At 63.4% G+C, this 19,525-nt stretch carries 19 protein-coding genes; 4 read left to right on the top strand and 15 right to left on the bottom strand.

Translation table 11 applies throughout. The features are described 5' to 3' along the window. Positions 1-48: 48 nt before the first annotated feature. Together DS839_RS00255 and DS839_RS00250 are read left to right on the top strand one after the other, a co-directional pair. Positions 49-1,548: a bifunctional metallophosphatase/5'-nucleotidase gene (locus DS839_RS00255; protein ID WP_119268281.1), complete on the top strand. Its 1,500-nt coding sequence runs from the start codon at positions 49-51 to the stop codon at positions 1,546-1,548. A gap of 7 nt (positions 1,549-1,555) precedes the next feature. Beyond that, complete coding sequence (locus DS839_RS00250) at positions 1,556-2,578, top strand: GNAT family N-acetyltransferase (protein WP_119268280.1); 1,023 nt, start codon at positions 1,556-1,558, stop codon at positions 2,576-2,578. A 257-nt stretch (positions 2,579-2,835) separates the two neighbouring features. On the opposite strand, the gene DS839_RS00245 is transcribed toward DS839_RS00250, so the two are convergent. Continuing rightward, positions 2,836-4,509, bottom strand: a complete 1,674-nt coding sequence (locus DS839_RS00245) for an adenylate/guanylate cyclase domain-containing protein (RefSeq protein WP_119268279.1) — start codon at positions 4,507-4,509, stop codon at positions 2,836-2,838. 144 nt (positions 4,510-4,653) lie between these two features. Between DS839_RS00245 and DS839_RS00240 the strand changes: the two genes are divergently transcribed. Continuing rightward, on the top strand, positions 4,654-6,474 hold the full coding sequence (locus tag DS839_RS00240; protein WP_119268817.1) for an aminopeptidase P family protein: 1,821 nt from the start codon (positions 4,654-4,656) through the stop codon (positions 6,472-6,474). On the opposite strand, the gene DS839_RS36190 is transcribed toward DS839_RS00240, so the two are convergent. The 10 genes from DS839_RS36190 to DS839_RS00195 all read right to left on the bottom strand — a co-directional run bounded on the left by DS839_RS36190 (position 6,461) and on the right by DS839_RS00195 (position 13,054). Further along, the gene (locus DS839_RS36190; RefSeq protein WP_162918189.1) at positions 6,461-6,637 is read right to left on the bottom strand and encodes a hypothetical protein; all 177 of its coding nucleotides are present in this window, start codon (positions 6,635-6,637) and stop codon (positions 6,461-6,463) included. The genes DS839_RS00240 and DS839_RS36190 overlap by 14 nt on opposite strands. Further along, positions 6,597-7,046, bottom strand: a complete 450-nt coding sequence (locus tag DS839_RS00235; RefSeq protein WP_162918188.1) for a hypothetical protein — start codon at positions 7,044-7,046, stop codon at positions 6,597-6,599. The genes DS839_RS36190 and DS839_RS00235 overlap by 41 nt, the downstream gene beginning before the upstream one ends. A 63-nt stretch (positions 7,047-7,109) precedes the next feature. Then, complete coding sequence (locus tag DS839_RS00230; protein ID WP_119268277.1) at positions 7,110-7,580, bottom strand: VOC family protein; 471 nt, start codon at positions 7,578-7,580, stop codon at positions 7,110-7,112. Positions 7,581-7,612: 32 nt separating this feature from the next. Further along, a complete protein-coding gene (locus tag DS839_RS00225) occupies positions 7,613-8,128 on the bottom strand; it encodes an SRPBCC family protein (protein WP_119268276.1) in 516 nt (171 codons plus the stop codon). Between the two features lie 37 nt (positions 8,129-8,165). After that, the gene (locus tag DS839_RS00220; RefSeq protein ID WP_119268275.1) at positions 8,166-8,519 is read right to left on the bottom strand and encodes an ArsR/SmtB family transcription factor; all 354 of its coding nucleotides are present in this window, start codon (positions 8,517-8,519) and stop codon (positions 8,166-8,168) included. Between the two features lie 69 nt (positions 8,520-8,588). Continuing rightward, a complete protein-coding gene (locus DS839_RS00215) occupies positions 8,589-10,364 on the bottom strand; it encodes an SLC13 family permease (protein ID WP_119268274.1) in 1,776 nt (591 codons plus the stop codon). A 76-nt stretch (positions 10,365-10,440) separates the two neighbouring features. Then, positions 10,441-10,743 (bottom strand): AzlD family protein, encoded by a 303-nt coding sequence (locus tag DS839_RS00210; protein WP_119268273.1) that lies wholly within the window; start codon positions 10,741-10,743, stop codon positions 10,441-10,443. Beyond that, positions 10,740-11,450, bottom strand: a complete 711-nt coding sequence (locus DS839_RS00205; RefSeq protein WP_368910960.1) for an AzlC family ABC transporter permease — start codon at positions 11,448-11,450, stop codon at positions 10,740-10,742. Before DS839_RS00205 ends, DS839_RS00210 begins: the two co-directional genes overlap by 4 nt. Before the next feature lie 76 nt (positions 11,451-11,526). Then, positions 11,527-12,348, bottom strand: a complete 822-nt coding sequence (locus tag DS839_RS00200) for an AraC family transcriptional regulator (RefSeq protein ID WP_162918187.1) — start codon at positions 12,346-12,348, stop codon at positions 11,527-11,529. A 148-nt stretch (positions 12,349-12,496) separates the two neighbouring features. Next, the gene (locus DS839_RS00195; RefSeq protein WP_119268270.1) at positions 12,497-13,054 is read right to left on the bottom strand and encodes an NADPH-dependent FMN reductase; all 558 of its coding nucleotides are present in this window, start codon (positions 13,052-13,054) and stop codon (positions 12,497-12,499) included. Between the two features lie 79 nt (positions 13,055-13,133). Between DS839_RS00195 and DS839_RS00190 the strand changes: the two genes are divergently transcribed. Continuing rightward, positions 13,134-14,063 (top strand): LysR substrate-binding domain-containing protein, encoded by a 930-nt coding sequence (locus tag DS839_RS00190; RefSeq protein ID WP_162918186.1) that lies wholly within the window; start codon positions 13,134-13,136, stop codon positions 14,061-14,063. On the opposite strand, the gene ligA is transcribed toward DS839_RS00190, so the two are convergent. The 4 genes from ligA to recN form a co-directional block, all read right to left on the bottom strand. Continuing rightward, positions 14,060-16,159 carry an NAD-dependent DNA ligase LigA gene (gene ligA, locus DS839_RS00185; protein ID WP_119268268.1) on the bottom strand — a complete coding sequence of 700 codons (2,100 nt, stop codon included), beginning with the start codon at positions 16,157-16,159 and terminating at the stop codon, positions 14,060-14,062. The genes DS839_RS00190 and ligA overlap by 4 nt on opposite strands. Before the next feature lie 103 nt (positions 16,160-16,262). Then, the gene (locus DS839_RS00180) at positions 16,263-16,865 is read right to left on the bottom strand and encodes a PadR family transcriptional regulator (RefSeq protein WP_162918185.1); all 603 of its coding nucleotides are present in this window, start codon (positions 16,863-16,865) and stop codon (positions 16,263-16,265) included. Between the two features lie 296 nt (positions 16,866-17,161). Next, a complete protein-coding gene (locus DS839_RS00175) occupies positions 17,162-17,587 on the bottom strand; it encodes a hypothetical protein (protein WP_162918184.1) in 426 nt (141 codons plus the stop codon). Between the two features lie 236 nt (positions 17,588-17,823). Beyond that, on the bottom strand, positions 17,824-19,494 hold the full coding sequence (recN, locus tag DS839_RS00170) for a DNA repair protein RecN (protein ID WP_119268265.1): 1,671 nt from the start codon (positions 19,492-19,494) through the stop codon (positions 17,824-17,826). Positions 19,495-19,525: the final 31 nt, after the last annotated feature.

Raw genomic sequence — 19,525 nt, 5'->3', positions numbered from 1 at the left:
AACCCGGGTGATGCAGTCCAATGCCTGGAATAGCCCTTCGGAGTCGCCATGCCGTCCTTCCCCAAGCTCGCTTTCACTGCCGTCCTGATCTGTTTCCTTTCGACGGCCGCCCTGGCCGAACAGCTCACCGTCACCTTCATCCAGACCAATGACATCGACAAATTCGAAGGATCGGGCGAGCGTGGCGGCTTCGCCCGCCTCAATGCCGTGGTCCGCGCCGAGCGCGCCAAGGGTGGCCATGTCGTCTATGGCCATGCCGGCGACATGATCTCGCCCTCGTTGCTCTCCGGCCTCGACAAGGGCGAGCACACGATCATGCTGACCAATCTGGTGCCGCCCGATGCCTTCACCCCGGGCAACCACGAATATGATTTTGGCCCCGAAGTGTTCCTGAAGCGAATGGCGGAAGCGAAGTTCCCCCTCATTGCGGCCAATCTGCGCGGGGCCGACGGCAAGCCCATCGCCGGCTTCGCCGACACGCTGATGATCGAGCGTGGGCCGATCAAGATCGGCATTGTCGGCCTGACCTCGGATGAGAGCTATCACGCTTCGAGCCCCGGCAATCTCAAGATCACCGATGCGCTCGAAGCGGGTCTCGCCAAGGCCAAGGAATTGCGCGCGGCCGGCGCCGATTTCGTCGTCGCCCTCACCCATTCCGGCCATGCGCAAGATCGCGCGATGTATGACAGCCGCCTCTTCGACCTGATCATGACCGGCCATGACCAGGATCTGCTCATCAACTATGACGGGCGCACCGCCATGATGGAATCCTATGAGCAGGCGGATTTCGTCACCATTGCCGATATCGCCTTCGACATCTCCGAGAAGGACGGCAAGCGGGTGGTCAAATGGCATCCGAGCTTCCGCATCATCGATACCAAGGACGTGACGCCCGATCCCGAGACCAAGGCCAAGACCGATGAGCTCGCCCAAATGCTGGCCCAGGAGCTCGACGTGGCGATCGGCACCACGACGACGGCGCTCGACAGCCGCCGCGCCACGGTGCGCACCGGCGAGGCGGCCATGGGCAATCTGGTCGCCGATGCGCTGAAGGAGGCGGTCGAGGCCGATATCGCCATCACCAATGGCGGCGGCTTGCGCGGTAACAAGGAATACCCCGCCGGCCATGCCATCACCCGCAAGGACGTGCTGACGGAGTTGCCTTTCGGCAACCGCACGATGAAGCTGCAGGTGACGGGCGCCACCATCCTTTCGGCGCTCGAGAACGGCTTCAGTGAGATCGAGGATGGCGGCGGCCGCTTTCCACAGGTCTCAGGCCTCAAAGTCGAGTACGACCCTAAGAAGCCCAAGGGCGCGCGCGTCGTCTCGGTCGAGGCCAATGGCCAGCCGCTCGACACGAACGCCAAATACACGATCGCCACCAATGATTTCATGGCCAATGGCGGCGACGGCTATGTCATGTTCCGGGAGGCGCGGCCCCTCCTCACGGTGCGCGACGCCAAGCTGATGGCCAATGACGTGATGGCCTATGTGAGGGAGCACAAGACGATCTCACCTGAGGTCGAAGGAAGGATCGTGAGGAAGTAGGACCCGCTTGCTCAGCGATGCGAAACTTGCAGTCTTGATACCGGCCGACATCGATCGTCTCGGACCGATGTGGCTGGAGCTTCACCGCCATCATCGGACAGTGGCGCCTCACCTCGGCCCGTTTGTTTCCGATGACGAGTCGTGGGCGAACCGAAAGCGCCAATATCAGAAGATCTTTGCAGGCGAGTACTTTGGTCTTGTGGCTTCCATGGGCGGGAATGACATCGGGTACATGCTTTCGATCAAGCGACCCATCGACTGGACGGCGACATTCGATAGTCCAGCCGACCTTTGGGAGTTGGTGACAATCGTCCTTCTGCCGGCCTGGCGCGGCAATGGTACAGGCATGGTGATGCTCGATGCCTGGAAAGAACGGGTGGCGGCGTCGGACGCCAGAGCTAGATTGATCGGCGTCATCCCCGACAATGTGAAGGCGGTGAGCCTCTATGGTTCGCTTGGGTTCATTCCCACATGGGTGACGCTGACGCGGTATCAGCGGCGACCATCTGCCCGAGCGCTATCGAACACATCGGCTGCGATTGAAGCTGTCTCTGAGAGTGACGTCGCTTCACTCAAGGCCTTGTGGCTTTCACTCCATCGTCATAACCAGGCAGTCTCACCAGGTCTCGGCCCTTGGGTCGACGATGAGAGATCCTGGCAAATCGGTCAGCAGCACCTCATGAGGAGCGCGCGAGAAGGCCTTCTGTTCGTGGCAAAGGACAAAACCAGCAATGAGGCAGCGCCCTTGGGGCTGGCCGGTGTCGAGATCCACGACATGGACGAACATCCATCCTGGGCGGACACTTTGGTCACGGATCGCCAGGTCGCCGAGATCAAGTTTCTGGTGATTGCTGAACAAGCCCGCGGCAAGGGCATCGGCACGGCGATCATGGACGAAGTCGATCGCCTCTTGGCAAGCCGTCGCGTGCATGACCAGTTTGCCGGCGCAATCGCACCCAATCACCAGGCCATTCGATTCTATGAACACCGTGGCTTCCGGCCAACTTGGCTGGAACTCGGCAGCTTCTGAGCCGGCCGGAAATTTAACTCTTGCAATCGCGGGCCAAGCCATGGGACTTGGAAAATATCAAGGTGGGAAGATGCGTCAGCCTGGAATGCGGATGAGACAGGATAACCCCTTGGCTGAATGCCCGGCTACCTCCTAAATCCCTGCTCGGCTGTCGCAAATTCCCTGCTCGGTTTTCCAAGTCTTTGATATCGTTAGGGTGGGATATTTTTTGCGAAAAATCCCTGATAATCCCTGATATTGGGCCACCGGCTAATGCTTCAGTCCTTCTCCGCCGCCCGGCTCCACAGCCGGATCTTGCCGGCGCGGCCGCGCAATTCGTGCTCGCCCGTGTCGGTGAACTCCTTGACCGCGTCCTCGCCAACCTCGGCGCGCGCCGCCTCCATGACGCCGTCGCTCGCCAGCACCGCGATATTGAGCGCGCGTGTCATTTCCTGGATGCGGCTCGCCACATTGACGGTGTCGCCGATGACCGCGAATTCCATACGCCTTTCGCTGCCGATGTCGCCCAGCACCACATCGCCATGATGCAACCCGATGCCGAGATACATCGGCTTCAGTCCGTTCTCGCGCCGCTTGCGGTTCCAGCGCGCGATCGCATCCGCCATGGCGCAGGCGCAGGCGAGCGCATTGGCGGCATCGCGCGGTCCCGCTTTCGGCGTGCCGAAGGTCGCCATGAGGCCGTCCCCTAAGAATTTGTCGAGCGTGCCGCCATTGGCGAAGATGGCTTTCTCGAACATCCGCAGCAGCTCGCGCAGGAGCGTCATCAATTGCATCGGCGGCATGCCCGAGCTGATCGTCGTATAGCCCCAGATATCGGCGAACAGCACCGTCACGCGCTGGGTGCGCGCCTCGTCCAGCCGCCCGCCCGACTGCATAAGCCCGTCCACCATGTTGGGCGAGAAGTAGCGCGCCAGATTGGCGCGCTTGCGCTCCGCATCGCTCAAGCGCTTCTGCACGTCCATTTGCCGCGTGATGTCGCGCAAGCCGCCGACGACGCGCCGCGGTTCTTCCTCGTCATAGACGATGAGGCCGCGCATCACGACCCATTGCGTCTGGCCGGGCTGGGGCTCGTGTCGGCATTCGATGTCGAAGGTCTCTTCGCGGCGCGCGAATTTGTGCCGCAAGGTGGCGCGCAGGAAATCACCGTCGGTCTTGACGAAGAGGTCGATCAGACCGTCGATCGTAGCCCCGAGACTTTCGGGCTTGCGTCCCATGACCTCATGCAGGCGCGGCGAGAAGAAGGTTTTGCCGCTCGCGACATCCCAATCGAACAGCCCGTCATTGGCGCCGCGCGCCGCCAGCGCATAGCGCTCCTCCGACAGCCTGACGCGCTCATGCGCTTCTTCGCTCTCGACCGCGCCGGCGATGAGCGCCGCGGCGGTCTTCAGCACATGGATCTCTTCCGAGCTCCAGTTGCGCTCTTCCTTGCAGTCGTCGAAGCCGAGGAAGCCCCACCATTTCCGCCCCACCATGATGGGCACCGAGATGAAGGAGAGCGTGCCGTGCTCGAGGAAGACCTGGCGCGTATAGCCGGTCGTCTCGCTGAGCTTGGCCTTGACGATCTCGCCGCGCCCACGCCGGATCGCCCAGTCGTCGCCGTTGTCGCCCTCATCCCTGATCGGCATATTGTGATAGCGCGGATCTTCGCTGATCGGAGTGAGGCCGTCGTCGGCCCAGTCGTAGCGGCAGGATTGCACGCGTTCGCCGTTGACCGCTTCGTGCACCTCGAACAGCGTCACCCGGCTCACTTCCGTGGCCCGGCCGAGGCGCTTGAGGAAATCCTTGACGTGGTTGCGCCAGTCGCTCGCGACCATGCGCGTCGCCGCATAGGCGACCGCATCGAGCATCGCCAACCGCCGGTTGGCCTCGATGATCGCTTCTGGCCCGATGACGGCCAGGAGGTCCTGGTCGACAGGCGGTCGTGACTTCATGGCTGCCGCCACTTGATGAAAGAATCGCCCTTGCTCTCTCTCGCTCTAGCTCATTGGTGCCGCTAAGGAAACGGGTGAAACGACAAGTTCTCGTGAGAAGCCGGCGCTTTGACAGATCGGGAACCTTTCCGTTAGATGCAGGCGATGTTTCAGTCATTCGACGACACTTCGGAAGGTCATCTCTCGCCCGAGCGCGTGATGCGTTTGCGCGACGAGCTCAAGCGCCGCAATCTGGACGGCTTCATCATCCCCCGCCAGGACGAGTTCCAGGGGGAATATGTGGCGCCCTACGCCGAAAGGCTGCGCTGGCTCACCGGCTTTGCCGGTTCCTGGGGCCTCGCCATCCTGATGCGCGACCGGGGTGCCATCTTCGTCGACGGGCGCTATACGATCCAGGTCCGCAAACAGGTCGACACATCCATCTTCACGCCCCGCCACCTGGTCGAGGAGCCGCCGGCGGAATGGCTGGAGAAGGAGCTCAAGCCCGGCGAGGTTGTGGGCTACGACCCCTGGCTGATGACGGCCGATCAGGTCGCCCGGTTCGAGAAGGCTGCGGCCAAGGCCGGGGCCCAGCTCACCCCCGTCGACAGCAACCCCATCGATGCGGTGTGGACCGACCAGCCGGCCCGGCCGGCGAAGCCGGTCGCGGTCCAGCCGACCCAGTTCGCCGGCAAGAGTGCCAAGGACAAGCTCGCCGACGTTTCCGCGAGCCTGGAAAAGTCGGGCGCCGATGCCGTGGTGCTGACCCAGCCCGATTCGGTCGCCTGGGCCTTCAATATCCGCGGCGCCGATGTCGCCTACACGCCCGTCGTGCTGAGCTATGCCATCCTCCACCGCAAGGGCGAGGCGGAGCTCTTCGTCGATGGGGCCAAGCTGCCGGAGGACGTGGCCGCCCATCTCAAGGGTATCGTCCGCCTGCGCACGCCTCAGGACATCGAAGCCTCGCTCGCCAACCTCGGCAGCAGCAAGGCGCGCGTCCTCATCGATCCCGACTGGGCGCCGGAGCGGATTCGCGCCATCCTCACCGCCTCGGGCGCCACTATCGTCCCGGGCCCCGATCCCACCCGCCTGCCCAAGGCGCGCAAGAACCCGGTCGAGCAGGAAGGGGCGCGCGCCGCGCAGAAGCGCGACGGCGTCGCCATGGCGCGCTTCCTGTGCTGGCTCGACCAGGCGGCGCTCGCGGGCGACCAGGATGAGGTCACCGTGGCCCAGAAGCTCGCCGAGTTCCGCAATGCGGGCGGCATGCTGAAAGACCTGTCGTTCGATTCGATCTCGGGTGTCGGCCCCAATGCCGCCATTCCCCATTATCGCGTGTCGAAGGCCTCGGCTTTGCCGATGAAGAAGAATGAGATCTATCTCATCGATTCGGGCGCTCAATATCAGGACGGCACCACCGACATCACCCGCACCGTCATCCTGGGCGAGCCCACACGTGAGATGAAGGATCGCTTCACCCGCGTGCTCAAGGGCATGATCGCTCTGTCGCGCATCCGCTTTCCCAAGGGCACCTGCGGCAGCCAGCTCGACGTGCTGGCGCGCCAGCCGCAATGGATCGCGGGCCTCGATTTCGATCACGGCACCGGCCATGGTGTCGGCAGCTATCTCTCGGTGCATGAAGGCCCGGCCCGCATCAACAAGTCGGACCGGACGCCGCTCGAGCCCGGCATGATCCTGTCCAACGAGCCCGGCTACTACAAGGAAGGGCAATATGGCATCCGCATCGAGAATCTCATCCTGGTGCGCGAGCCCGAGGCCATTCAAGGCGGCGAGCGGCCGATGATGTCCTTCGAGACCCTGACGCTTTGTCCGATCGACCGCCGGCTGATCGAGCCGCGCCTCCTCGACCCCGAGGAGCTGGCTTGGCTCAACGCCTATCACGCGCGCGTCCTGCGCGAGGTCGGCGCGTTTCTCGAAGGTCGTGAGCTCGACTGGCTGAAACAGGCCTGCGCGCCTATTGCGACTTGAGCGGCTTGATCTCCTCATAGCCGACCGTCGATTCTTGGGCAGTGCCGTCATCATATCGCTTGGCCAGGATGACCGCGAGATCGGGTGAATAGAGGACCGATTCGAGAAGCGTCTTGCTGCCGTCAGCGGCGAGAAGGCGCGAAGACCTTGTATTCGCAGGCACCGATCTTGAGAGCCTCCTGGCCGGCGACCAGGAGCTCGGTCGTCTCCGGCGGCGAGGGCGCGCCGCGGGAATCGAGCCAGATGGACACGAATTTCTTGCGCTGGCCCTTCTTCAAGGGAAACAGGGTGCGCAGGTCCGATAGCGTCAGCATGAAGGATTGCTTCTTCTTGCTCACCCGGGTGATCTCGATCAAGCCGCGGAAGAACTGTGCTGTCTGCGCCTCGCCGTCGTTGAAGTAGCTCGATACTTGCACGATCAGATCGGACTGCCGGCGGACCTCGCTGACGGCGCCGCTGCTCACGAGGCGGAAACCGTCTTTCGCGGTCTCGGCATCGGGACAGCCTGCCGCCAGTGCGACGTTTCCGCCCAACAGCACGGCGAACATGCCGCTCAGGATTGTCGCACGCATGGCAGGCCCCTGGTTGCTTTCGCGAACCAATTGGACGCCGGGCACCCGGCGCCCGTCAAGCCCCTATCCGGCAGCCGCCTCCTTGAGCTTGGCGATGTCGATCTTGGTCATCTGCAGCATCGCTTCCATCACCCGCTTCGACGTCTTGGGATCGGGATGGTTCAGGAGCTCGATCAGCACGGTGGGCGTGATCTGCCAGGAGAGCCCGAATCTGTCCTTGAGCCAGCCGCATTGCGAGGTGGACCCGCCGGCCGAGAGCTTGTCCCACAGCTCGTCGACCTCGGCCTGCGACTTGCAATCGACGACCAGTGAGATCGCCTCGGTGAACTTGAAATGCGGTCCGCCATTGAGCGCCACGAATTCCAGCCCCTCGATCTCGAACTCGATCGTCATCACGCTGCCCTTGGGTCCGGGCCCGGCATCGCCATAGCGCACCGTTTTGCCGATCTTCGAATTCTTGAATACCGAGGTATAGAGCTTCGCTGCCTCTTCGGCTTGCGTGTCGTACCACAGGAACGGCCTGATCTTCTGCATGTCGTCTCTCCTTGTCCGATGATTGGGATGGTTCAGGCGGCGCCCGCTTCGAGGGCGGCCAAAAGCGCGGCGAGCCGGTCGTAGCTCTGGGCGACACCCTGCTCCATCGGCGACTTGAGCACCGCATCGCGCGCCGCGCGCGATCCATAGAGGATGGTCTGGCGCATCAGGGTCTGGTTCCCCTGTTCAGTGAAGACGGTCGTCACCACGGCTTCGCCGCCCGTCCAGTCCTCGTCGAACAGCTCGACATGAACGATGCGCTCCGGGCGCTCGATCTCGCGGAAGGTACCGCTCATGCCCATACCGGTGCCGTTAGTGTGCCGCCACTCATAGCGCAGTCTGCCGCCAACCTTGAGATCGACCTCGCAGACGGGCAGCGACCAGCCGTCGGGGCCGGTGAGCCAGCGCTTGATCAGATGCGGCTTGGTGAAGGCATCGAAGACGAGGTCGCGCGGCGCATCGAAGAGGCGCGTCATCAGGATCTCCCGGTCATCGAGCGCGCTGACCTTGAGGCCCACTGCAGTGCTTTTTGGCGTCGCGGCATTCATTTTGTCATTACTCCCTGTTCGACGGACAAAATCGATCCTAGCGCTTCCGCCCGCGACTACCTTTCTTCGCCTTGAGCTCGGCGAGGAGCGCATCGAGCTTGCGGAACTGGCCTTCCCAGAACTGGCGATAGTCCTCGAGCCATTCCTCGGCCTCGGCGAAGGGCCGGCCCTCGATCCGGCACGGCCGCCTCTGCGCGTCGCGCCCGCGCGAAATGAGGCCCGCCTGCTCCAGCACCTTGAGATGCTTGGAGATCGCCGGCTGGCTCATGGCGAAGGGCTGGGCGAGTTCCATCACCGACGCCTCGCCCAGCGCAAGCCGGGCGAGGATGGCGCGCCGGGTCGGGTCGGCGAGTGCGGCGAATGTCAGATCGAGCCGGTCGGAAGCGGTCATTCCATAACCAATAAGTTTTATAACAATAAGGTTCTGGACTGAATCCGCCCGCAGGTCAAGCCTTGCGATCTACAACGGCCAGAACAGCAGGATGAGCGGCACGCCGATGACGAGCACGATCGCGGAGAGCGGCAGGCCGAGGCGCCAGTAATCTCCGAAGCGATAGCCGCCCGGACCCATCACCAGCGTGTTGCATTGGTGACCGATGGGGGTGAGGAAGTCGCATCCGGCCCCGATCGCGACGGCCATCAACAGCGGATCGGGATTGAGTTTGAGCGACGTCGCCACCGATACCGCGATCGGCGCCAGGATCAGCACCGTCGCGGCATTGTTCAGAAAGGGCGTCACGCCCATGGCGATCAGGAGCAGGATCGCCACATATCCCCATTGCGGCAGCACATCCGAAAGCAGCGAGACGAGATTGGCGATCGATCCCGTGAGGCCCGTGCTTTGCGCCGCATCGCTGACCGGAATGAGCGCGCCCAGCATCACCAGGATCGGCCAGTCGATCGCATTGTAAGCCTCGCGCAAGTTGATCGAGTTGGCGAGGATGACCAGGGTGGCGGCGCCGAAGAAACCGATCGCCACCGGAACCACGCCGAGCGCCACCAGCAACATCGCAGCCGCCAGAATGGCAATCGGCAAATAGGTGTTCCGGCTCCGCCCCAAGCCCAAGGGTCTCTCGGCCAGGGGCAAGCATCCGAGCTCCCCCAGGGCCTCCGGCATGAAGCGCATGTTCCCTTGCAGCACGATGGCATCGCCGGCCTTGAGGCGAACGGTATTGAGCCTTCGGGTGATACGACTGCCGCGCCGGCTGACGGCGAGCAGATTGAGGTCATAGCGGTCGAAGAGCTGATTCTCCGAAACGGTGCGGCCGACGAACGGCGATTCGTTGCCGACTACCGCTTCCATCACGCCGATCTCGTCGCTGGCGCTCTCCTTGGTCGGCTGCTTGTCCTGACGTACGAGCACGAACTTGCCCACCGCGACCGCCCGCTCCAACACCTCCGGCTCGCCGTGCAGGATGAGCAGATCGTCCACCCTGATCTTGGTGTTCTTTGCCGGATTGGCCTTGTTCAAGCCACCGCGGATCAGCACGGCAACATCGAGCTCTCCCTCCGTTTGCTTCTCGAGCTCGCCAACAGGCTTGCCGATATAGGGCGAGCTCTCTGGCACAGTGACCTCGGTCGCATAGGCATCGAGATTGAATGCGGCCTCGATCGAGGCTGTCGCCCGCCGCCCGGTCGGCAGCAACCTGTAACCGACGGCCAGGAAGACGATGCCGGCCAGCGTCAAACCGATCCCGACGGCAGCGAAATCGAACATGCGGAACGGCGTGCCGAGCAGCTTTTCGCGCGCTTGCGAGACGATGATGTTGGGCGAGGTCCCCACCAGCGTGATCAGTCCACCGAGCAGCGAGGCGAAGGACATCGGCATCAGAAGCACCGACGGCGAGGTCCCGCTGCGGCGTGCGAATTTGAAGGCGATAGGCAGGAACATCGCCAGCGTGCCGATATTCTTCACGAAGGCTGAAAGCGCGGCCACGCCGGTGGTGAGCGTCACGATCTGGCTACGGGGCTTGGAAAGGTCGAAGCTCGCATAGCTCATCACGAGTTCGACGATGCCGGAGCGCGAAACCGCGGAACTCAGAATCAACGCGCTCGCGACGATGATGACGATGTCGCTCGAGAAGCCGGAGAACGCCTTTTCGGCCGGAACAATCCCAACAAGGTAAGCAGCAATGAGCGCAATGACGGCGACGAGATCGTAGCGCAACCGCCCCCAGACGAAGAGCGCCATCATGCCGGCGATGATCGCAAGCGCCAGAGTCTGCTGCTGGTCCATTGTCCTCCCTTCCGCTCCGGCATGGCACCAAGCCAAGCCTATGATAGGGAGAGAGGACGGAAGCGGCCAGCTTCTTTCAGATGATCATCCTGAGCAGCACGACGCTCGCCATGCCGATGAGGACGGTCACGATCATCGGCAGGCGCAGGAAGGCGGATGCTGCGGTGACGCCGGCGGCAATGGTTTCGGCAATACCGGTCGCGAGGATGGTGGGCGCGATGACGGCCATGAGGATGGCGGGCGGCAGCGCATCGAAGGCCGCCTTGGTGCGGCCCTTCACATTGACATGCCGCATCAGGAAGAGACCGGCGACGCGGGTCGCATAGGTGGCGAGCGCCATGCCGACGATCGCGGCGAGCGTCGCGAGATGGATCGTCATGATGTCGCCTCTGCCTCTTCTTCCTCTTGTTCGGCATGCAGCAGCACCGCGACGAGGACGCCGGCGAGCCCGCCCAGCACGATATACCAGGCGCCGGGGATGGTGAGCTTCGCCACCGCCGCGACGACGGCGCTTGCCGCCAGCACCGCGCCGGTCTTGGGTCCCTTCCAGAAGCCCGCCAAAATGCCGATGAACAGCGCCGAGAAGGCGAAGTCGAAACCATAAGCCGCAGGATCCTGGAGCCAGGCGCCCGCCAGTGCGCCGATGACGCTCGTCGTCGTCCAGGTCGCGATCATCGGCAGGCCGAGACCCAGATAATAAGCCATGGTCAAGGGCTGGGTGAGCGCCCGTCTTTCGGAGAAGGCCCAGTTCTCGTCCGCCATCATATAGAGCAGCGGCGCGCGCCAGCCGGACGGGATATTCCCCATATGCCGCGACAGCGAGGCGCCCATCAGCACATGGCGGATGTTGACGATGAAGACGGTCACCGTGAGGAAGAACCACGGCGCCGGGTCTTGCCACAATTCGATGGCGACGAACTGCGCGGCGCCCGCGAAGACGCCGAAGCTCATCAAACCGGTCTCGAGGGGCGACAGGCCCTTGCCGGCGGCGAGCGTCCCCCATAACAGGCCGATCACGCTGGCGGCGGCGATCACCGGCAGGATGTCGATCACCCCTTGCCTGAATTCACGAGCAGTATTCGTCATTGGCAACTCCAGAGGCGCGGTATCTAGCAACGCCGACAGCCGCGGTATTGAAGGATTTTGCTGAGGTGCGCGCCGGCTAGTTGAGCAGCGCCTTATATTGCCCGGGCGTCACGCCGAGCCTCGCCTTGAACGAGCGCGTCAGATGCGCCTGATCGGCGAAGCCGCATTGGACGGCGATATGGCTGGGGCTCTCCCCTGCCCTGAGCAAATCGCGCGCCTGGTGCACGCGCCGGTCGACCAGCCAGGCATGCGGCGTCAAACCGGTCGCCTTGCGGAACACGCGGATCAGATGCCAGGCGCTCAAGCCCACATGCCGCGCCAGTTCCTGGAAGTCGGTGGCCTCGGCCATATGGGCGATGAGATAATCCTTGGTGCGGGCGACCGCATCGGACTCCCGTCCGGCGGCGATGATCGACGGCAAGCCGCCGCCATAGCGCTCGATCGCCGTCAGATAGAAGGCGAGGAGCTTCTCATCGGCAAAGAGCGGCTCCTTGTTGCCCTCGAGCGCCCGATGCGCGTCGCAGAACATCTGGGCGAGCTCCGGGTCGCGCACGCCGGGCTGGCTGAATTTGGGCGCCCCGACCGATCGGCCCGTGGCTTCGCGCAGCAGCGAGGTGAGGAAATCGGGGCTCGGATAGGTCATCCGATAGGAATAGCCATAGCTGTCCGGCGCGCCGTCATGCACTTCATCGGGATTGATGAAGCAGATATTGCCGGCTTCGCAGCGCACCCTGACGCCCTTGTGCATGTAGCTGTGTATGCCGTCGAGCGTGACGCCGACCACATAGGTCTCGTGCGTATGCGGCGGGAAGATATGCTTGCGGAAAGTGGCGGTGAAGCAATCGAGGTCGCCATGCCGCGTTACCCGCCAGAAGTGGGTCTCATCTTCCGGGGCCAAAGGTTCGCCACCGAGGGAGTCACGGGGTGAAATTTGCAGCATCTGCCAAATATAGCATTCCGCCTTCCCGACGCTTGAAGAAAATTGCGCCGATGCCTTGAAAAGTGATCGACGCCCTTCCGCTTCCTCTTTGAAATCCTTGACAGATTTACTTCTGCGCCACGCCGACGCGAACCAGCCATTTGGCCAGGGCATCGATATAGGCGGTGAGCACCTTGGCAAGGGCCTCATCGGTCACATGGCCGGTCTCGTCCATCAGGTTCTCCTTGAAAACGATATAGGCTTCGGGCCTCCCCATGAGGGCGACGCCCAGCGAGGCAAGGACGCTGCGCAGATGCGTCTGCGCCGCAGCCGTCCCGACCGCGCCTTGCGATGTGCCGATGGTGGCGCCTGGCTTGTCGAGCCACACGCTCGTGCCATAGGGCCTGGTGCCCCAGTCGATGACATTCTTCATGGCGGCCGACATCGAGCGGTTGTGCTCGGGGGTGATGAACAGGACGGCGTCCGCCGCGGCGATTTCTCGTTTCAACCGGCTGACCGGCGCCGGCAGGTCGTTCTCCATGTCCTGGTTGAAGAGCGGCAGGTCGTCGATCCGCAAAGGCGTCAGCGTGAGCCTGGGCGCGGCGAGCTTCGCCAGCGCCCGGGCAAGCCGGCCATTGAGCGAAGCCTGGCGGAGCGATCCATTGATGACGGCGACATGGGGCATGGGCTTAAGACCTCGGGTTGGGCAGCGGGAACATGGGGTTGATTGCCATGCCGGCACCAGCGCATTATCGTTCCGGCCTGTGAAGCCACGTCACAGCCCCAATTTCCTCGAACCGTTCACGAAGCTGCCGCCGCTCGAGGCGGTGCGCATGTTCGAGGCGGTAGCGCGGCTCGGATCGACGGTTGCCGCCGCCAAGGAATTGCGCCTCACCCATGGCGCGGTGAGCCGGCGTGTCCGCTCGCTCGAAGATCATCTGGGGACACCCCTTCTCGCCCGCGGCCGTGGCGGCCGGCTGGTGCCGACCGAGGCCGGCATGCGCTTCGCCGAGGCGGCGCAGCAGGCGCTCGGCACTCTCGCGCAAGCGGCGGACGCGACCGGCCGCAACGAAGCTCGGCGGCGCGCGGTACGGATCAACACGACGTCATCCTTTGCATCGCTGTGGCTGATCCCGAGGCTCCATCGCTTCCGCGCCCGCCATCCCGCCTTCGAAGCCTGGGTGTCGGAGAGCCAGACCCTGATCGAGCCGGGACCTCTCACCGACATCGATGTCGCCATCAGGTCGGGCAAAGGTGCTTGGCCCGGAGTCAAAGCCGAGCGCCTGATGGATGATGCGGTGATCGCCGTATGCGCACCCAAGCTTGCCGCGCGGCTGCACGTACCTGCGGATCTCGCCAAGGTCACGCTGCTGCAGGACGAAGATCCGGCACTGTCATGGCATCACTGGACCGAGGCGGCGGGCCTTGGCCGTCCCGACTGGGCATCGCGCGGACCGAGGCTTTCCGCCGCTGTATTTCTAGTGCAGGCGGCAACGGCGGGCGACGGCGTCGCCTTGGTGCCGGCCTCTCTCGCCGAAAGCCATCTGGCGAATGGCAGCCTGGCGGCGCCCTTCGCCGTGAAGCTCGAAAGCGCTTTGAGCTATTGGCTGGTTCGGCCACAGCGCGCCTTGTCGTCGCCGGCCGTCAGGGCCTTCTGCGCCTGGCTGCGCACCGAAATGCGGACCAGGACCTAACCGCCGACGCGGCGGAACCACTCCGCCTCGTCGATCACCTCGACGCCATGCTTCTGGGCATCCTTGAGCTTGGAGCCGGCGCCCGGTCCGGCGATGAGGAGATCGGTCTTCTTCGACACCGAGCCCGCGACCTTGGCGCCCAATCGTTCAGCCATGGCCTTGGCTTCATCGCGCGTCATCTTCTCGAGCGCGCCGGTGAAGACCACGGTCTTGCCGGAGACCGGGCTCTGCCGCACCGCTTCGAGCGGCGTCGCCTCGACTTGCTGAAGAAGCTTGTCGAAGACTTCGACATTATGCTTCTCGCTGAAGAAATCGACGATGGCCTCGGCGACGATCGGACCGATGCCGTCATGCGACATGAGTTCCTGATGCGCCTCCTCTTCCTTGCCCTTGCCGGCCGCGCGCATGGCGTCGCGCAAAGCGTCCGCCGATCCATAGGCGCGCGCCAGGAGCCTGGCATTGGTTTCACCGATATGCCGGATGCCGAGAGCGTAGATGAAGCGGTCGAGCGGGATGCTGCGGCGGTCGTTGATCGCGGCGAAAAGATTGCGGGCGCTGGTCTCGCCCCAGCCTTCGAGCTCGTCGACCTTCACCTTGCGCTTTTCCAGCGTGAAGATGTCGGGCGGCGATGAGATGAAGCCCAGCTCCAGGAATTCCTCGATCACCTTGTCGCCCATGCCTTCGATGTCGAAGGCGTTGCGCGAGACGAAATGCTTCAAGCGCTCGGCCCGTTGCGCGGCACAGATGAGGCCGCCGGTGCAGCGCCTGACCGCATCGACCTTGCCGGTCTTCTCATTGACCTCGCGCACCGCATGGCTGCCGCAAACCGGGCAGGTTTCCGGGAACTTGTAGGGCTTGGCGTCCTTGGGGCGCTTCTCCGGCACGAATCCCAAGATCTGCGGGATGACGTCGCCGGCGCGCTGCACGATGACCATGTCGCCGATGCGGATGTCCTTGCGCCCGATCTCGTCCTCATTGTGGAGCGTCGCGTTGGAGACGACGACACCGCCCACCGTCACCGGCTTCAGCCGCGCCACCGGCGTCATGGCGCCGGTACGGCCGACCTGGATGTCGATCCCTTCGAGGATCGTCATCGCCTTCTCGGCGGTGAATTTATGCGCCAGGCCCCAGCGCGGCGCCCGGCTCACGAAGCCCAATCGCTCCTGCCAGTCGAGGCGGTTGACCTTGTAGACGACGCCGTCGATGTCATAGCCGAGCAGCGCGCGCTCGCTTTCGATTTTATGGTACTGCGCCAGGAGCTCGTCGGCCGATGTGCACAGTTTCGAGAGCGGATTGACCGGGAAGCCCCAGCGCTTGAACGCCTGGATGACGCCCCATTGCGTATCGGCCGGCAGTTTCGACACCTCGCCCCAGGCATAGGCGAAGAACCTCAAAGGCCGGCTCGCGGTGATCGACGGGTCGAGCTGGCGCAGCGACCCCGCCGCGGCATTGCGCGGATTGGCGAAGACTTTTTCGCCCGCTTGCGCCTGTTTCTCGTTCATCTTGGCGAAATCCTTGTGCGTCATATAGATTTCGCCTCTGACCTCGAACACGTCCGGGAAGTCCTTGGCGTCGACCGCATTGGGGATGTCCTTCACGGTGCGGACATTGGCCGTGACATTCTCACCTTCCGCGCCATCGCCGCGCGTCGCCCCTTGCACGAGCTTGCCCTTCTCATAGCGCAGCGACAGCGACAGGCCGTCGATCTTGGGCTCTGCCAGGAGTTCGACCGGGGCGTCGGCGCCGAGATTCAGGAAGCGGCGGATGCGGCCGAGGAATTCGCGCACGTCTTCCTCGGAGAAGCCGTTGCCGAGCGAGAGCATCGGCACGCGATGTCGGATCTTGCCGAATTTGGCTTGCGGGGCCACGCCCACGCGCCGCGAGGGCGAGTCCTCGCGCACGAGCTCGGGAAACCGCTTTTCGATCGCCTCGTTGCGCAGGCGCAGCGCATCATAGTCGGCATCCGAGATTTCCGGCGCGTCCTGACCATGATAGCGCTCATCGTGATGAGCGATCTCGGTGGCGAGGCGGCGCAATTCATCGGCCGCCTCCTTGGCATTGAGCTTTTCGACAGGTCTGTTCGCGACTGCGGTCATGATTGGCGGCTCTTTCGCTTCCGCTTAGCATGACCTTCATAAGGGCACGAAGCCCAAAAACTGTCAGGATCGGCGCATCGCAAAGAGCCGATGCGCCGCGTGCCTAATGGTCGCCGCCGCCGACGATCTGACGTGCCGTCGCCTCGATGAGCTTGCGCACCCTTTCGGCTTCCTCAGGGCTCCATGGACCCCGGCGCATGTGAAGCGCCTGCTTCAGGGTTCTCACCGCCTCGCGCACCGTTTCCGGCGTGGAATGAATCGAAAAGGCTTGTGCCGCAAGATCCATGCGCGACTGGATGCCCTTGAGAGCGACCGCATTCTCTTCGAGGAAGGCCGTCCCCGTCTCGGTGATCTGATAGAGCTTCTTGGTGCCGCTCTGGGCTTCGGCGACGATATAGTCCTGCTCTTCGAGGAGCGTCAGCGTCGGGTACACGGCGCCGGGGCTTGGGGCATAGGCGCCGCCGAATTTCTCCTCGATGGCGCGGATCAGGTCATAGCCGTGCCGGGGCTTCTCGGCGATGAGCGCCAACAGCACCAGCCTGAGGTCGCCGTGGCCGAACATCCGCCCCCCTCGCCCGCCAAAGAACCCGCCGCGGCCGAAGCCGCCTTCATCATCGGCGCGGCCGCCGCGTCCCCATCGCCCGCGCGGCGAGCAATCATGACGCCCTTCATGGCGTCCCCAATGATCGTGATGTCGTCCAAACATGAGATATATCCTTTGATATGACTTGTGACTGATTCTTAAGATATATCTTAAGAATCAGTCAGTCAAGAGCGATGGCCGACCGTCACATACTGCCGCGGCGGCGAGGGGTCCTGACATGTCGATAGCGACTGGGGAAAGCGGCAAGGTTGCCGTTGAGCTATCAGCTCAACCTATGATCTGGCTCGCCTTGGATCGAAAGGGCCTGAAGCAACAAGATCAGGTATTCCTGGTCTTGGCGCGCAATCGGAGGGAACGGCTCACGCCCCTTTTCCGGTCACGCGCCAAGCATATCAGCGTCAGCCGATGAATTCCGGCGCCGGTGCGGCTTCCTTCTCCACATGGCCAGGCTGATCGGTGGCGGGCAGCTGCAGGACAGTCGCGACTTGTCCTTTGCGCAGACGGGTCACCAGCACGATCTTGCCGTTCGGAAATTCGAGCGCATCGTGATAGGCGGCCGGCCGATCCATGTCGACCTGGGTGAACCGGGCGACCTTGCCGCCGAGCTCTCCGATCTCCATGCCGAGCCCCCCGAGCGTGGCCTGGTTGCTTTCGATGTCATTGTCGAAAGCAAGTTCCGTGCCCGGACGAAGGCATACAGCCACATTTGGTTCACCGACGGCACAGAAGCCATGTGTCGTCGAGCTGTCGAATGCAGACGTTACCAGCTTGTCACCGACTTTTGCGGGACGAGAGGCGACGTGATGCAGACTATAGTCGCACATCAAAGTTATCTCCTCTACTGTGAACAGCCAAGATGGTTGTCCTTTGTCGATGGAAACACATCATGGTGGCTATCCTGTGTCCATGGACATCACGACTGCAGTCGTAATGTTCCATGAGCGCTTCTCGCCAAGCCACTACAGACTTGGGAAGCGCCTTAGATAAAAGTGCAGTGAATGCTTTGTTCCTAATTGCACCGAGTCGGTGCTATAGTAGCCGACGAGACACGCGGTTTTGATCACGAGCTGGCGCGCAAGAGCTGGTCGGCTTGGGCTCGTGCTTCTTCGGTTACTTTGGCACCTGAAAGCATGCGGGCGATCTCTTCGCGCCGGCTCGCCGCGCTGAGTTCTTGCACGCGCGTCACCATGCGCTTCTTGCCGACTTCTTCCATCTTGCTGATCAGCATGTGATTGCCGGCGCGGGCGGCGACCTGCGGTGAATGCGTCACGGCGAGAACCTGCAGGCCTTGCGCCAAACGCGACAGCCTGACGCCGATCGCATCGGCGACCGCGCCGCCGACGCCGGTATCGATTTCGTCAAAGACGAGCGTCGGCGCCGACCCCTTGGCCGCCAATATGACCTTAAGGGCAAGCATGAAGCGCGCGAGCTCGCCGCCGGAAGCGACCTTCATCAAAGGCGACAAGGGCGTTCCGGGATTGGCCGCCACCAGGAACTCGACCTTGTCGAAGCCATGCGGGCCACCACGCCCATGGTCGGTCTCGACGCGCGTCTCGAAGCGCGCGCGCTCGAGCTTCAGGGGAGCGAGCTCCGCCACCACCGCATCATCGAGCTTGCGGGCCGTCTTCTTGCGCTTCACGCTCAATTTGCGCGCCGCCTCGTCGAAAGCGTCGCACTGCACCTTGTAGGAAGCTTCCAGCCGCGTGAGCTCGGCGCCGCCATCGGCGATCGCCTGCAATTCGCCTTCCATGCGCTCGCGTATTTGCGCCAGTGCATCGACCGGACATTTATATTTGCGCGCCGCCGCGCGCAGCGCGAACAGCCTTTCCTCGGACTGCTCCAGCTCGCGCGGGTCGAAGGCGAAGCTCCTCAGCGCCTCGGCGGAGGCCCGCTGCGCCTCGCCCATTTCCTGGAGCACGCGGTCGAGCGCCTCGCAGATGCGGTCGAGACGCCCTTGCGCCTGGTCCTTGCGCCGTTCGAGCTTGCGCAAGGCGGCATTGAGGCGCGCTTCCACTGCGCCATCGCCGTTGAGGGCATCTTCGGCTTCCGTCAGCGCCGCCGCGAACTGCTCGGCATTCATCATGATCTGGCGCAGATCGGCGAGCTTGGTCTCCTCGTCGGCCTGGGGATCGAGCTTGCGCAATTCATCGACCGCATGAGTCAGATAATCGCGCTCGGCCTCCGAGCGCGCCAGCAGCGCCTTGTGCTCGGCAAGCCGCGTCTCGGCTTCGCTCAACGCTTCCCACAGGCGGCGGACGTCTTCCGCCTCGGCGTCGAGCCCGCCAAAGGCGTCGAGCAGCCGGCGGTGATTGGCCGGATTGACGAGCGCACGATCGTCATGCTGGCCATGGATCTCGGTCAATGCGCCGGCGATCTGGCGCAGGAGATTGAGGCTGACCGGCTGATCGTTGATGCTGGCACGGCTCGGACCATCGGCATTCTGGATCCGCCTGATGACGAGCTCGCCATCGGCTTCAATATCCTGCTGGCTGAGCAGACCGAAGACGGCATGCGTCCTGGGCAGCGCGAAGGCGGCGGTGACGACCCCCTTCTCCGCACCACTGCGCACCAGGCCGCTGTCGCCGCGCGCGCCCAGCGCCAGACCCAAGGCGTCGAGCAGGATGGATTTTCCCGCCCCCGTCTCACCGGTAAGCACGGTCAGGCCCTTCTCGAGCACGAGGTCGAGCTTCTCGATGAGGACGATGTCGCGGATGGAGAGCGCCGTGAGCATGGCGCCCTTATAGCTGAGTCTTATTAGGCCG

Source organism: Taklimakanibacter deserti, from assembly GCA_003574785.1.
Note: the sequence above shows the minus strand (reverse complement) of the source record. Positions and strands in the feature narration are given on the sequence as shown.